This is a genomic window from Rothia sp. P5766, assembly GCF_048513555.1.
Classification (GTDB): domain Bacteria; phylum Actinomycetota; class Actinomycetes; order Actinomycetales; family Micrococcaceae; genus Rothia.
The window spans coordinates 40370-54933 of record NZ_JBLXXS010000006.1 but is presented as its reverse complement, the minus strand read 5'-3'; the positions used below and the strand labels follow the sequence as shown (position 1 = coordinate 54933).

At 57.4% G+C, this 14564-nt stretch carries 13 protein-coding genes; 2 read left to right on the top strand and 11 right to left on the bottom strand.

What is annotated here, in order from left to right; all coding sequences use genetic code 11:
- The first annotated feature begins 119 nt into the window (after positions 1-119).
- A complete protein-coding gene (locus ACN08V_RS04385; protein ID WP_419099490.1) occupies positions 120-1325 on the top strand; it encodes an aminotransferase class I/II-fold pyridoxal phosphate-dependent enzyme in 1206 nt (401 codons plus the stop codon).
- Here ACN08V_RS04385 and ACN08V_RS04380 read toward each other — a convergent pair whose 3' ends face one another.
- The 7 genes from ACN08V_RS04380 to ACN08V_RS04350 all read right to left on the bottom strand — a co-directional run bounded on the left by ACN08V_RS04380 (position 1326) and on the right by ACN08V_RS04350 (position 9365).
- Positions 1326-1937: an LURP-one-related/scramblase family protein gene (locus ACN08V_RS04380; RefSeq protein WP_419104682.1), complete on the bottom strand. Its 612-nt coding sequence runs from the start codon at positions 1935-1937 to the stop codon at positions 1326-1328. It abuts the gene before it with no gap.
- 48 nt (positions 1938-1985) lie between these two features.
- The gene (gene rsmD / locus ACN08V_RS04375) at positions 1986-2579 is read right to left on the bottom strand and encodes a 16S rRNA (guanine(966)-N(2))-methyltransferase RsmD (RefSeq protein WP_419104681.1); all 594 of its coding nucleotides are present in this window, start codon (positions 2577-2579) and stop codon (positions 1986-1988) included.
- 113 nt (positions 2580-2692) lie between these two features.
- Complete coding sequence (locus ACN08V_RS04370) at positions 2693-3379, bottom strand: hypothetical protein (RefSeq protein ID WP_419099487.1); 687 nt, start codon at positions 3377-3379, stop codon at positions 2693-2695.
- A gap of 138 nt (positions 3380-3517) precedes the next feature.
- The gene (locus ACN08V_RS04365) at positions 3518-6253 is read right to left on the bottom strand and encodes an ATP-dependent DNA helicase RecG (RefSeq protein WP_419104680.1); all 2736 of its coding nucleotides are present in this window, start codon (positions 6251-6253) and stop codon (positions 3518-3520) included.
- Positions 6246-7232, bottom strand: a complete 987-nt coding sequence (locus ACN08V_RS04360; protein ID WP_419104679.1) for a DAK2 domain-containing protein — start codon at positions 7230-7232, stop codon at positions 6246-6248. Before ACN08V_RS04360 ends, ACN08V_RS04365 begins: the two co-directional genes overlap by 8 nt.
- Positions 7213-8253, bottom strand: coding sequence for a thiamine-phosphate kinase (gene thiL, locus ACN08V_RS04355; RefSeq protein ID WP_419104678.1), 1041 nt, complete (start codon positions 8251-8253; stop codon positions 7213-7215). Before thiL ends, ACN08V_RS04360 begins: the two co-directional genes overlap by 20 nt.
- An 8-nt stretch (positions 8254-8261) precedes the next feature.
- Positions 8262-9365: a hypothetical protein gene (locus ACN08V_RS04350; protein WP_419104677.1), complete on the bottom strand. Its 1104-nt coding sequence runs from the start codon at positions 9363-9365 to the stop codon at positions 8262-8264.
- Positions 9366-9525: 160 nt separating this feature from the next.
- Between ACN08V_RS04350 and ACN08V_RS04345 the strand changes: the two genes are divergently transcribed.
- Positions 9526-10053 carry a DUF3515 domain-containing protein gene (locus ACN08V_RS04345; protein ID WP_419104676.1) on the top strand — a complete coding sequence of 176 codons (528 nt, stop codon included), beginning with the start codon at positions 9526-9528 and terminating at the stop codon, positions 10051-10053.
- Positions 10054-10153: 100 nt separating this feature from the next.
- On the opposite strand, the gene ACN08V_RS04340 is transcribed toward ACN08V_RS04345, so the two are convergent.
- The 4 genes from ACN08V_RS04340 to murA are packed head-to-tail and all read right to left on the bottom strand — an operon-like array spanning position 10154 to position 14543.
- The gene (locus ACN08V_RS04340) at positions 10154-11281 is read right to left on the bottom strand and encodes a D-alanine--D-alanine ligase family protein (RefSeq protein WP_419104675.1); all 1128 of its coding nucleotides are present in this window, start codon (positions 11279-11281) and stop codon (positions 10154-10156) included.
- A gap of 42 nt (positions 11282-11323) precedes the next feature.
- Positions 11324-12412 carry an NAD(P)H-dependent glycerol-3-phosphate dehydrogenase gene (locus tag ACN08V_RS04335; RefSeq protein WP_419104674.1) on the bottom strand — a complete coding sequence of 363 codons (1089 nt, stop codon included), beginning with the start codon at positions 12410-12412 and terminating at the stop codon, positions 11324-11326.
- 32 nt (positions 12413-12444) lie between these two features.
- On the bottom strand, positions 12445-13218 hold the full coding sequence (locus ACN08V_RS04330) for a lysophospholipid acyltransferase family protein (RefSeq protein WP_419104673.1): 774 nt from the start codon (positions 13216-13218) through the stop codon (positions 12445-12447).
- 2 nt (positions 13219-13220) lie between these two features.
- Positions 13221-14543, bottom strand: a complete 1323-nt coding sequence (gene murA, locus ACN08V_RS04325; protein ID WP_419104672.1) for a UDP-N-acetylglucosamine 1-carboxyvinyltransferase — start codon at positions 14541-14543, stop codon at positions 13221-13223.
- Positions 14544-14564 lie beyond the last annotated feature (21 nt).

Below are 14564 nucleotides of genomic sequence, written 5' to 3'. Positions count from 1 at the left end.
ACAGTGTCACAGTACCCCGGGTATCCTGGCTTAGCTTGTATTCTGTTGAGGACACAATCCACTGGGAACCGTCGGGCTTTTAGCTAGGCTTTCCCGACTCTTTCAAGCGGGAGGCCAGCATGAGCAAGCCCTACGAGCGTGTAGGAGCGGCAACCGGGCTGCTAGGAGCTGACGGCAGCCAGCGCTCTACTATCTTTGAGGAAATGTCGGCCCTAGCCCAAGCCCACGGCGCTATTAATCTAGGGCAGGGTTTCCCCGATACTGACGGCCCCCAAGCCATGTTAGAAGCCGCTGCTGAGGCAATAGCGCGCGGTGCCAACCAGTACGCCACCATTGCAGGTAACCCTGCTCTTCGGGGAGCCATCGCAGAACACCAGCATCGTTTTTACGGCCTTGAGCTGGACCCCGATACTCAGGTGACGGTCTGTGCGGGAGCATCCGAAGGTCTATCTGCAACCCTAGCAGCTCTGGTGCAGCCAGGTGATGAAGTCATCCTCTTTGAGCCCTACTATGACCTTTACCCTGCGGCGGCAGCGCTGGCTGGAGCCACCATCCGTACCGTACCCCTGCTGCCACCCACTTTTGAACCCGATCTTGAAGCACTCCAGGCGGCTTTCTCTGCCCGCACTGCGCTCATTGTCGTCAACGATCCTCACAACCCCACAGGCATGGTCTTCTCTCAGGAAGCCAAAGAAAAAATTGTCGAGCTAGCCCAGCGATTCAATGCGGTGATTCTAGCTGATGAGGTCTACGAGCATCTGACCTACGGAGCACCCTACTCCCCCATCCAGGCCCTGCCCGGTGCCGCCGAACGGACTATCGCTGTCTCGGCCATTTCTAAAACGCATTCGGCCACGGGCTGGCGTATTGGCTGGATGACCGGCCCTGCCCATCTGATGTCCGCTCTACGAATGGTCAAAGGCTATTTCACGCACAGTGCTGCCGCTCCCCTACAGGAAGCGGCAGCCGTAGGCCTTGCCTCAGGTGATGACTTCTACCTGGGCCTTAAAGAACGCTACGCCCACCAGCTCAGGGTGCTAGTTGAAGGTCTAGCTGATAGCCCCTGGCAGATTATCGAGCCTGCGGGTACTTTCTTCGCTGTGGCTGATGTTGCTCAGGTACTGGCCCAAAAGGGCTTTACAACCGCTCAAGAGCTTTGCCAGGAACTACCCCAAGCCTCAGGAGTCACCCTTATTCCGCTCACTGCCTTTACCACCGAGGGCTACCGATCCCAGGTTGAAGGTTACGTTCGTTTTGCTTTCTGCAAGAAACCTGAAGTACTGGCAGCAGCGACCAGCCGTATCCTGGCATACAGTGCGGGCTAACTACTTACTATCCTTGGCGCGAATCAGGTCAAGAGCCACCAGAGCACCAATAATGGCAAGCCTGACCTCAGCGGGAGCAACCGGGTCAAGATGCACTCCGTAGCGGCTCTTACCTCGAATGGCTGAGGTCAGACCGCCCCACTGCCTGCTAACCTGAGCCGCAACGGTACTACCGGCCATAATATTGAAGCTGTATTCAAGCAGGTTGCCTTCAAGGTTAAGGGTGAGCTGGGGCAGTTCAATGCTCAACCGTTTGGTCAAGAACGAAAAGTGCTTCTGTACGTGAGCGAAGAAGCTACCGTCGGGCTTATACAACTCGTAGCGATCCAGACCCAGGTCAAAGGGGTCACGGATGGTCAGAAGAGGCTGACCACGGTCATCGACCAGGTCGAAGGAGCGATTACCTTTCAAAAAATTGACAGCTAGCGAGCCGGTGGTGTGCACTCGACCCAAAACCATCCCACGCTCGTCTTCAAGAGCAAAATCGTTGCTGAGGAAACTTCGGGTCTGCTGAATCACCAAAGAGTTTTCAGTCAGAAGCCGGGGCACTCCTGTTGACGGCGGCGGCTCATAGGGTGGGGGTTGCTGGGGTTGTTTGTGCTCTTGGGTCATACCTTTACCCTATCAAGGCCACCCCCTAGCAGGTTATGAAGAGAGGTTTTATGCGGAAGTGCTAAGCGCAGGTTCAGCATAGAAGAGTTGAGTCTCCCCGTATTTCTTCTCAGCGAACCGTTCCAGGCCGGTCCCCCAGGAAGGTTCACCAGTGCGGGTAGAACGCTCGACCACTACAACAGCGCCCTGCGCCAGGTAGTCTGACAATAGTTCTAGCAGCTCTTCCAGCTCGGCGTTCGTGACAGAGTATGGAGGGTCAATGAAGACCAGGTCCCAGGGCGCACCGCTATAGCTGGATAAGTAGGTTTTGGCCTGCATACGGTGGATTCTGCTGGTGCTTGCTCTTAAGCCGGCGCTGGTCGCACTCTGAGCAAGAGCCCGGGCGTTCTTCTCGATAACGGCTATTGCCTTGGGGTAATGATCCACAAAATCTACATGGGCCGCACCGCGCGAAAGTGCCTCGCACCCCAGCGCGCCGGAGCCAGCGAAAAGGTCGAGTACACGAACGTCGGCCAGCATGTTGTAGCTCTCCAGGCGGGAGAACAGCGCTTCTTTGACCCGGTCTGTTGTGGGGCGGGTCTTATCGCCGGGCACGTTTGCCAGGCGTAGGCCTCCGGCCAAACCAGAAATAATGCGGCTCACTGCTGTCCTCTCTTGATAATTATTCTGCTTCGACTTACCAACCTACCAAGGCTAGACAAAAACCATGGCACCACCGACTTCAACGGGGGCACCATGGTTTACTTGCTAGTAGTCTAGTTCTTTATCTGATTGACAAATTCTGCCGCAAAATCGTGAATACGTTGTGTATCCACCTCAATGCCATCGGTGCGGGTCTTATCGACCGTACCAGCTAACATGAGTACGCCGCCATCTGCCACAGGGAAGTAGCATTTCTCAGAGCGCATGCTGTCTGATTCATGTTCCATGCCACACATACCGTTACCCATTTCGTGTTTCTCATCCAGACCAGATGTGCGGGTCTGGTAGTCAGACCCGGGAAGGTAGGACACGAGAACGTTGGTGTAGTTCCTGGGATTATCGCCGTGATACATGTACTTCTGGCTACCCTTCGATGAGCCGCTATCTTCAAGCTGTGCACCGTCTTTTTCAAACTGAGCGATTCCATCAGGGCGGGCACCTCCTGCTTTCTCGGCAGAAATAGTCATATCTGCTGGAAGCGGCGCTGAACTAGACGTTACGTCATGAGAAGCTGAAGCGCTTGCCGAGCTGCTGGAAACAGACTCGGTCGGTGAGGCTGAAGCCTGCTCAGACTCACGTGCAGAGGCCGAGCTTGAAGAAACAGCGAAGCTATTGCTCGTAGAGGTCTCAGTAGCCGAAGCGCCCGATTCTTCTGTTTTGGCAGCTTCGGTTGATGAGCCACAGGCTGATAAAGCCAGGGCTAGGGTAGCACAGGCGGTAACGATTTTAAGTGTTTTCATACAACCATCATAGGCATATCTCGGGAAGTCCTCCAGCACAAACAGCACAGTGAAGTGAGTGTCTACAGTGACCCCAAAATATGAACAAGTTCTGCTCTGCCCAAATTTTCATGGCCCAAGAACTCCGCTTCCCAAAGTCTAGCCCCGCCCCAGGAAGGCTTCACGGTCAGCGTCCAAGGCTCGGTCAATGGTACGAGCCAAGTCGGGATGCAAAGCAAGAGTCGGATCCCTCTCAATCACGGCAAAGGCATCTTGCCTAGCCCGCTCAATCAGCTTGGCATCGGTGAGAGCACGCAAGAGTTTTAGGGTGGATTTCTTACCCGACTGAGCGGCCCCCAAAATATCGCCCTCTCGGCGCTGCTCAAGGTCCACCCGTGAGAGCTCGAACCCGTCGGTAGTGGAGGCAACCGCATCCAGGCGCTCCCGGGAGACACCGTCCGCAGGTTGTTTTGTCACCAGCAGGCAGGTTCCGGGGAGCTGGCCTCGGCCAATGCGACCGCGCAGCTGATGCAGACCCGAAATGCCAAAACGGTCAGCGTCCATAATGACCATGAGGGTCGCGTTAGGCACGTTCACGCCCACCTCGATAACGGTGGTGGAAACGAGCAAGTCTAGCTGGCCATCAGAAAACTCGGTCATGACCCGGTTTTTCTCGGCGGTATCCATACGCCCGTGCAGGCCGGCGATACGAACACCGGCAAGTGCGGGTTCCCCCTCAAGGTCTTCCAAGACCGACTCGACCGATGCTAGCGCTCCACCGCGAGCGCTCTCGGTGCTGGCAGTAGCAGAGCCAAAGAGGGTTTCACCGGTTTCAGTTTCTGCTGAGCTGTCGCCCCCGCCAATTTTGGGCACCACTACATAGACTTGGTGGCCGGCATCAATTTCTTCGCGGGCGCGAGACCAGATTCTTTGGGCCCAGGTAGGGTGCTCGGCCAGGGGCACGACGTGTGTACTTATTTTTTGGCGACCCGCGGGGAGCTGGTCAAGTACCGAGGTATCGAGGTCGCCAAAGACGGTCATAGCCACGGTTCGAGGTATGGGGGTTGCGGTCATGACCAGGCGGTGAGGTAGCGCCCCGCCGGGGCCGCGCAGGGCATCACGCTGTTCGACACCGAAGCGGTGCTGTTCGTCTACCACGACCAGGCCCAGATCAGCGAACTGCACGGCATCGGCCAGCAGAGCATGGGTGCCAATCACGATGTCGGCAGAACCTGATGTTATGGCTAGCAGGGCCTCTTTTTTGGCTTTTGTTTTGAGTGAGGCGGTCAGCAGAACCACCCGGACGGTGCCTTTATCTGCCGGGGGTTCATGCACGGATTTAGCGGCGGCTGGATCGAATGGGCGGGTATCGAGAAGATCACCCAGAATCTGGCAAACCGACCGGTAGTGCTGTTCGGCCAGCACTTCTGTAGGCGCTAACATAGCGGCCTGGGCGCCATTGTCAGCAACCTGCAGCATAGCCCGCAAGGCTACCACTGTCTTGCCTGAGCCCACATCCCCCTGAAGCAGGCGGTTCATGGGGCTGGAACTAGCCAGGTCGTCCCTGATTTCAGCGCCTACCGTTTCTTGCCCCTCGGTGAGCTTGTAAGGCAGTAGGCCCGTCAGCGCATCGGCTAGACCACCGGGAACAAAGGGGCGGGCAAGGGTGTGGTGGGCAGCACGAGCCGCACGGATACGTGCCAAGGCCGCTTGTAGCACAAAGGCTTCGCGGTAGCGCAGGGAGTGGTGGGCCGCCCGCCAGGTTTGCTCGGTATCGGGTGTGTGCACGGCCCGGTAGGTCCAGGCCAGAGAGGGAATTTTACGGCTTTTGCGCACGGTGAAAGGGACCGGGTCTTCCAGCTCTTTGAGAGATAGGCGCTCCAAGAGGGCTTCCAGCGCAGCGGCTACCCTATCGGTAGGGTATTTGGGGGTTGCCTTATAGACCGGAATGGGGGCATTAGCCCGTGCTTTGGCACGCTCGATAGCTTCGGCGCTGGCCCCCGGAGCCATGCCCGAAGCACGGTCGGCTATCACGGCGTAGTGGGGGTTGGTAAGCGTCAGCTCACCACGGTAGGTACCCACCTTGCCCGAGAACATGACCTGGTCTCCCTCGTGAATTTCCCGGGCCGCCGTCCAGGCATTGAAGAAACTAAGGGTCATGGTGTCGCTGTTACCCACCATGGCGTAGGAGCCAGGAGCATAGCTGTTGAAGACAGCACCGAGCTTAAAACCATGACCGGCCCCATAGTCGCTTCTTGGGCTACCGGCCATAGCACCGGCTGATCCTTGAAGCCGAGGGTTACTGTAGCCGGGCTGATAGGCAGCCGGGGCGCCAGCCCCCCGGTAGGCATTGGGGTTGGGTCGCAAGGATTCTATGGCGGGACTTGGAGGCTGATCGGTTAGTTGATCGGTGATAGTAATTTCGGTAATGGAACCGCGGCGGGAGGCCATCTGCCGGGTGGTTACTTTCAGTACCCGGGCAACAATCGTGGCTTCGCTCCCCTCAACCAGCGATGAGAATGGGGTGAGTTCCCCGCGCGGCAGGTATTTGCGCGGGTAGTATTCGAGCGCCTGGCCCACCGTTTCAAGACCCAGGTGCCTCGCAAGTGCCTTAGCGGTGCTCGCACCCAGATAGTTTTTGAGGGGGGCGTTCTCTAACCGGTCTTCACTGGCGTAGGTTTCGATAACCTCCCCTACTTTGGGGTCTAGCTCTTTAACTGTGCGGCGGCGGGTAGAGGCGCTGTTCTTAGTCTTCCGAGCGGTTTTTTGTGTGCCTGCTGATCCGGTGCCAGTTTTCTGAGCGCCATTTTTGCGGCTTGCGTTTTTTGTGGAAGTCCGGCGAGGTGCTGGGGCTTTTTCGGGCAGGTCAAAGAGCCCCTGTCCGGGTTCAGTCATGCGAACACCCCGCTAATGCAGGTTCGCTGTCACCAGGAGCCAGGTTACTGATGCGCACGTTGAGTGGTTCACCAGCGGCTTCAAGCACTGTGAGGGCATCCGCTGCGGTGGGTGTATGCACATGAATAGCCCAAAGAGCTTCGTTACCGGCCTCTACCTGGGCTATTGACACAGAATCACCCACAGCGTCAAGGGCACTACGAAGCTGACTGGCTTCGAGTACAGGCAAATGGATATCGCACATGACCTCTACGGTTGAGCCAGATTTCTTGGAGCGCTGTGAGAAGGGAGGGAGGGCATTAGGCCAAGAAGGCGCGGGGCTCTCTTCCAAAAGATCTGCGTAGGTCTTAGTAGGTGCAGAGCCGTTCAGCTCAGTAGCCAGCGCTACCAGAACTAGCAAAAAACCAAGGGCACCGGCATCTACCCAACCGTTGCGGGCGTGAGAGGCCTGAGCAGTTTCCCGCACAGCAGTCTCAGCGCCCTGCAAGAGCTGTGAGGTGTAGCCGAGCCAGTCATCAGCGGGGGGAACCTGCCCAATGGCCTGCATAACCGTCAGCATGGTTCCCTCAGCGGGCTGGCTCAGGGCCGAGCGAGCGTCACGAGCGGCACGCTTGAAAGCACTGGCTAGAAACGCGGGGGTTAGAGCTGAATTTTCCTCAGGTATACCGGTGGTAACAGGTTCAAGTTCGCCTACCGGCCCCAGCTCCCTCGCCAAACCTAAGAGCCACACCGCAAGCAGGGTACCCGAATTCCCGCGGGCACCCCGCAAGGCGGCACGAGCCGCCAGGGCGAGAGTCGGATCATCGGCCATACCAGCGCTATCAGCAGCCCACCCCAGGGTGGCGCTCAAGTTAGAACCCGTATCGGCATCAGCTACAGGAAAGACATTGATGCGGTTCAAAAGTGCACGGTGTTCGACTAGCTGGGTACGTCCGCCTAGCAACCAGCTGAGCCACCAGTTAGCGGGAACCTGCCTCAAAATGATCCCATCCTTTCGCTGTATAGGGGTGCACATCGACTGTTACACCGGTACCTGGGCTCACCGTCCCAATTCTAGTAAACCCGGCTGGTATCTGCTCAGGTGGGCTGGTACCCAGCAGGGCATGGTTTTCGCCGCCTGTCAGAACCCAGCCTAAAGCCAGGTCAGAAGCTTTCTGGCCCTCAGCCCCCGCGAGGAGAAGAGCAGATTCCCTCAGCTCAAGTAGCCAGGGAGCCAAAGAAGCTGTGTCGATGTCAAAGGCGCAAGCCGATGCCTGAGCCAGTCGCCCGCCATCACGCACAAGACCATCCGATACATCCATAAGAGACGTAAGATTTTCGGCGCCTTGGATACCAGCGGCCAGCGGGCTGACCGGGCGTTGCTGGGCTTCGATACAGGCCTCGATTTGGGGGGAAAGGGTTTCGGGCAACTCCGAGTTTTCAAGTAAGGCCAGCCCCGCCGCGGCGGTACCCAGCGCTCCGGCCAGAACAATAGCGTCCCCAGCTTGAGCACCGCTGCGGGTGACAGGCTTTTGAACCAGGCCAAGGGCTGTAACCGTGACTGAAATCTCGGTACCGGAGCCCACATCTCCCCCTGAAATGGAGCAGGTCTCTGCACCCTGTGCGGTGCAAGAGTCCACCAGGCCTCGGGCGAAATCTTTGACCCAGGCGAGAGGGGTAGAGGGCGGAAGGGTTAGCGAAACAAGCAGGGTAACCGGACGCGCTCCCATAGCCGCAATATCTGCAAGGTTCTGCGTTGCGGCCTTCCAGCCAACCTCATAGCCCCCGCTGGTTCTACCGCTAGGCCAGGAGAGACGAAAATCCTGGTTCTGCGTCTGAGTATCGGTACTCATGACGGTCAGTCCACCGCTCAGGTCAAGTACAGCGGAGTCATCGCCCGGCCCCAGAACCAGGCTTCTTGCACCCGGGGTCAGCCTCTGGGCCTTGGCGTTATGTTCCTGGATGGTAGGGAGGAATGTAGCCAAGAGCTGTCCCTCACTCACAGAAGAAACAAGAGTCATGGTAAAAGTTATGCCTTTGGGCTTCGGTTGCGCCACACAAAGTTGAAGACAACCAGCGCAAGACCGGCCACCGCCACACCGCTGAAGATAAGAAGCGGGCGCGCACCGGTCACAATCGATATACCGCGCTGGAATACGTTCGACCCGCCGGTTGGTTCAAACTGGTATCCCTGAGCTTCAGCCCCAATCACACCTGCGGCCTGGTTAGAGTTGTTGGCGGTATCACCGAAATCGTTCTGGTCGCTCGCGTTGAGGAAGCCTTCAACCCAGTCAGGTGTACCGCTGTAGTTCTGCTGCGGGGCGCTCGTCAACCCGAGTACCGAACTGCCAACCGGCGACCGGTTCACTTTGCTGGTATCAGCATCCATTGTGGCGGGAGGCTCAGCCCCGAGCACTTGCAGGCTCGGTGCTGGTGCTAGCCTGTCGGTGCTGGCTTGAACGGGCACCGGGGCCTGCTGAGTAGTAGCCAGCCGGTTGGAGGGGTTCATAGGTTCCTGGCTTTGTGCGGGCGCAGGGTTGACCGGCTCAGCCGGAACAGGAACCGGTTGCGGTTGCACAGGCTCTGAGCTTGGAAGGGGTGCAGGCTCAACCGGTGGTAAGGGAGTAACCGGGGTTGGTTCAGGATCCGTAGGGGGTACCGGGTTCTCTGTTGGAGTAGGCACCGGCTGCACAGAAGGAGCAGGTTCCGTGGGGGTGGGTACAGGTTCTGTGGGTGAAACGGGGTCTTCTGTTGGAGTGGGAGCCGGCTCTTCCGGAGGCACCGGTTCCTCTGTTGGAGTAGGCACCGGCTGCACAGAAGGAGCAGGTTCCGTGGGGGTGGGTACAGGTTCCGTGGGTGAAACGGGGTCTTCTGTCGGAGTGGGAACCGGATCTTCCCGCGGGACCGGGGCATCGGACGGAAGGGGTTCAAGGGGCGGTTCAACCGCTGCACTAGGGGTGGGCTCCGGGTTGGTGGGAAGTACTTCTTGGACTTGCGCAGAAGTCGCTAGCATTGGCAGCATCTCTGCTGGAAGTGCCATTGCCTGGCTACCCTCATCGTGTAGCTGTACCGGCAACAGAGCAAGCGAAGCCACCGAACATGCAACAAGCACTGTCTTTTTGCTGGTGTTCATTCTTTGGCTCCTTGGGGGGTTCCTCCCCCGGTGATCACGGGCTCTACTGGTCCGATAGTGTTCAATTCATCAACCACCACACTACCCAATCACTGGCAAATCAGCCACCGTTTCAAGCCGTCAGGTGGGGCTCAAGTAGCGAAAGTTATACAATGGGCAGGTGAGCATAGACCATCAAAAGATTCTTCCTCTCCTTGTCCTAACTGCCAGCATCACCGCCTGCGGACCGAGCGCGGTTAATCTTCAGCCCGCGCCCGATGCCACCAATCCTGCCTGCGCCAAAGCTATGGTTGCCATGCCCAAAACCCTAAGCGGTTTAGACCAACGGGAAACGACAGCGCAGGCGACAACAGCCTGGGGTGAACCCACGGCAATTGTTCTTAAATGCGGTGTAGAGCTCCCCACCGACCCGGTCTCAGACCCCTGCCAGTCGGTCAATGGTGTTGATTGGATTGTGAAACCCACCGATAAGGAACAGGCCCAATCATCAGAGCAAACCGCAACGGGAACATGGTATGCAGAAACCTTTGGCCGAGAACCTGCAATCCAGGTAACTTTTGAAGCCGACCGGGTTTCCTCATCAACCGTATTGGCAGAGCTGGCCTCTGCGGTGGAGCAACTCCCCCAGAAGAAGCAGTGCACCAATGTGGAGGATACGCTCACCGATGTTCAGGGTGGGGTCGGCTAAATATCCCTTCCAGCCCGAATATTAGAATGTCCCCGGTGTCTCTGCCATGAGAGACCGGGGACATTGATAATTAGCCGATAAGGGTCCAGCTCGGCTAGCTCTAACGCAGGCCCAGCGGGCGTTCCATGGCCAAGGAAATCAGTTGATCGATTAGGTCGCTATAGGCAATACCGGTATTTTCCCACATGGTTTTATACATGGAAATGGGGGTAAAGCCGGGCATAGTGTTGACCTCGTTGATCACCAGGCGGCCGTCCTCAGTGTAGAAGAAATCAGCGCGGCACAGGCCCTCACCGTCAACAGCTAGGAAAGCCTCAATAGCTAGCTTGCGCATACGCTCCGAAACTTCAGCGGGTAAGTCCGCCGGGCATCGAGTCTCGGCAGAGGTCTTCGAAACGTACTTAGCCTCAAAGTCATAGAAATCGTGTTCACGGTCAACCACCACGATCTCACCGGGGTAGGAAGCGCGGGGTAGCTCAGAGTGGTGGCCATCGAGCACCGCGCACTCAATCTCGCGGCCCACAATCCCGGCCTCAATCACAAGCTTTGGGTCGTGCTTCTGCGCCTCGGCAATTGCGGCATCAAGCTGGTCAGCAGAATCAACCTTAGTGATGCCAAAGGAAGACCCGGCACGGGCAGGCTTAACAAAGACAGGATAACCCAGCTGGCTGATTCGCTCACGGGCACCGGCCTGGTCAAGGACCCACTGGCGGTGGGTGACAACTTCGTAGGGGCCAACTTCAAGACCTGCCGCCTCAAAGGCAACCTTCATGAGATGCTTATCCATGCCTACCGCTGATGACGCGACACCACAGCCAACATATCGCAAGTCCGCCATTTCGAGCAGACCCTGGACTGTGCCATCTTCGCCAAAGGGGCCGTGCAAGAGAGGAAAGACAACATCAATCGCGGGGCCAAGCTCCACCCGGGTTTCATCGGTGGAATCAATCAGACGCAGGCGGTTATCGCCACCGCCCAGAGGCAGGAAGACCTGTTTGCCCTCGGCGGGAAAATCAGCCAGCGCGCTCGCTTCGGTTAAACGGGTCAGGGTTTCTTCATCGGTCAGGTACCAGCGGCCGTCACGGGTAATACCGATAGTCACCACGGTGTATTTATCGTGGTCGATAGCCCCCAGTACGCCGCGTGCGGTAATCAAAGAAATTGAGTGCTCGGAGGAACGCCCACCGCAGAGTAGAGCAACGGTGGGTTTAGTGCTGGTTGTGGTCATAGCGTCCTTTGATGGGGCGGGGAGATTCTGTTCTCAACCCACTTACTTGGTAGGTTCGATGTCTTCTGATTTAAGAGAGCGCCCTAGAAGCGCGGGGGCAAGTTCTTCAACTGATATTGTACGGTTGAGGACCGCTACTACAGCTTCTGTAATGGGCATTTCTACCCCTACTTTTCGCGCGAGTTCTGCCACAACGGGGGCAGATTTGATGGACTCTGCGGTCTGGGTCATTACGGTGTGAAGCTCATCGGGAGCGATTCCTTCAGCTAGCAGACGACCGGCAGTGTGATTGCGGGAAAGCGGGGACGAGCAGGTAGCAATCAGATCGCCCATGCCAGCAAGCCCGCTCATGGTTTCCAGTTTGCCTCCCAGAGCCAGGGCAAGACGGGTTGTTTCGGCCAGCCCACGGGTCATCACTGAGGCCTTGGAATTATCGCCGTACTGTTTGCCTTCGCACATACCAACGCAGAGGGCAATCACGTTCTTGACCAGTCCACCAATCTCAACCCCCACAATGTCGGTGTTGGTGTAGGGCCTAAAGTAGCCTGCCGCACAAACTGAAGCGACGGTGCGTGCGCTTGCCTCGGTTGTTGCGGCAACAACGCTGGTGGTAGGTTGCTCCACAATAATTTCTTTGGCTAGGTTAGGGCCTGAGAGCACAGTAACGCGGTGGGGTACGCTTTCGATTTCTTGGGGAGAAGCGCCGGTTGCAACCAGGTGCCCTTGGAGAGAATCGACAATAACCTCGCTCATGCGCAGGCCGGTTCCCATTTCAAGGCCCTTAGCTAGTGAGACGAGCAGGGCATCGGGTGCCAGTAGGGGAGCTACAGTTTCAAGCTGAGATCGCAGGACCTGAGCAGGGATAGCTAACACCACGATCTGGGCACCGGTAAGAGCCTGAGCAAGGTCCGAGGTCATCGTGAGATTTTCCGGCAGAAGGGTACCGGGGAAATAGGCCTCGTTAATGAGGGTCTTAGACATCTTGTCCATGGTTTGCGGGTTACGCCCCCACAGACTTATTTTCCGGTTGCTACCGGTTGCCCGCGCGGCATCGGCAAGGACCTTGGCAAAGGCTGTGCCCCAGCTTCCTGCGCCTAAAACAGCGACTTGGTGGATATCGGAGGTGCTCATTGTGGGGTCCCTTTCCGGTCGGGTGTCTGGGCCTACTGCTCCGGTGATTGACGGACGTTCAAAACTGAATTCCAGCGCCCTTCGGGGGCCTTTTCTCCTCTAATATCCTCAAGCAGGTCAGTAATCCGGTCAAGCATGCGGTTAGTGACAGCGGTCAGTTGGCTATGACTATAGTGGGTACCTGGATCACGGTCTTCAAGCAGATCGCTCAAGTCGATGGGGTCCCCCACAACAATACTGACTTTTTTACGGGGGAAGCCAAAGCGGGGCTTACCGTACTGCGGCAAGAAGTCCTGGTCACCCCAATGGGCAATCGGGTAGACGGGTGCACCTGTGGCTAAAGCCAGACGGGCAGCACCGGATTTACCGGTCATGGGCCAGAGTTCAGGGTCCTTGGTCAAGGTGCCTTCGGGGAAAATCAGCACCGCTCCCCCGGAGCTCAGCACAGCTTGAGCCACCTCCAGTGACTTAGCTGCTTGAGCTGAGCCTCGGGTAACGGGGATGTGAGCGCACTGACGCATGAGCCAGCCGAGGAGCGGCACACGGAAGAGAGAGTCTTTTGCCAAGAAGCGCGGCAGTACCCCCCGCATGAAGAGCGGGTAGGCAACGGTGATGGGGTCAATCTCGGTGACATGGTTTGCCACCACAATAAACCCGCCGTCGGCAGGAAGCTTTTCCATGCCAATCATCTCGGGCCGCATCGGCAGATTGTAGAGAGGCCTGAGCAGGTGCCCTGCGGCTCGGTAGACCGCATCCCCCCGCTTGCTTGGCTTAATCTCTTTCGGCCATGCGCTGTGCTTACTCATGACTAGGCAGTAACCTCGAAGTCAGCTCCCAGGGCGGTGAGCTTATCTACAAAGTGCTCATAGCCACGGGAAATAACCGTAACGCCGGTGACGTTAGATGTACCCTCAGCAGTCAGCGCCGCGATCACGTGGGAGAAACCACCGCGCAGGTCGGGCACGTTAATATCTGTACCACGCAGGGGTCTCTTGCCGGTAATGACAGCTGAGTGCTTGAAGTTCTGGTGGCCAAAACGGCAGGGGGTGGGGCCTAAACAGTCCTTGTGGAGCTGGATAGTAGCGCCCATGCGGACCAGGGCATCGGTGAAACCGAAGCGGTTCTCGTAGACAGTCTCGTGGACCAGGCTCACGCCTTTAGCCTGGGTCATGGCAACAACAAGTGGCTGCTGCCAGTCGGTCATAAAGCCGGGGTGTACGTTGGTTTCAACGAATAAGGGATTCAGGTCCTCGCCCTGGTGGAAGAAGCGGATGCCTTCGTCACTAATGTCCAGGCCACCACCAAGCTTGCGGTAGACGTTGATGAACGTTGACAGGTCCTTCTGATTAGCGTTGCGCACAAATATATCGCCGCCTGTTGCCAGTGCTGCAGAGGCCCAGGAGGCTGATTCGTTGCGGTCAGGCATAGCTACGTGGTTAAAGCCGGTGAGCTCATCTACACCTTCGATGATGATCTGGCGGTCGGTCTCAACAGTGATGATTGCGCCCATCTTCTGAAGGATTGCAATCAGATCCATGATTTCTGGCTCAATAGCAGCGCCGGTTAGTTCGGTCTTGCCCTTGGCGCGGGTTGCTGCCAGAAGAACCTGCTCGGTAGCACCCACAGAGGGGTATTCCAGGGGAATCTGAGCGCCCTGTAGACCGCCAGCGGGAGCCTTCATGGAGATACCGGTGGGCAGTTTCTCAATCTTGGCGCCGAACTTTTCAAGCACACGCAGGTGGTAGTTGATGGGGCGGTCGCCAATCTTACAGCCACCCAGGTCAGGAATGAAAGCCTCACCGATGGTGTGCAGCAGAGGACCGCAGAGCAGGATTGGAATACGGGAGTCACCGGCGTGAACTTCGATGTCGGTATGGTTGGCGACAGAGACCTTGGTGGGGTCCATGCGGAGCTCGCCTGCCTCCACATCGTAGTCCACAGAAACGCCGTGGAGTTCTACTAGGTCGGTGACGACCTTGACATCCTTAATTTCGGGGACGTTGCGCAACACCGAAGGGGTTGAACCCAAGAGAGCGGCAACCATAGCCTTGGGGACCAGGTTCTTGGCACCACGGACGTTAACCTCGCCCTTGAGAGGGGTGCCACCTTCAATACGCAGTGCGCTGACCATGTATATCCAATCGTAAATTTT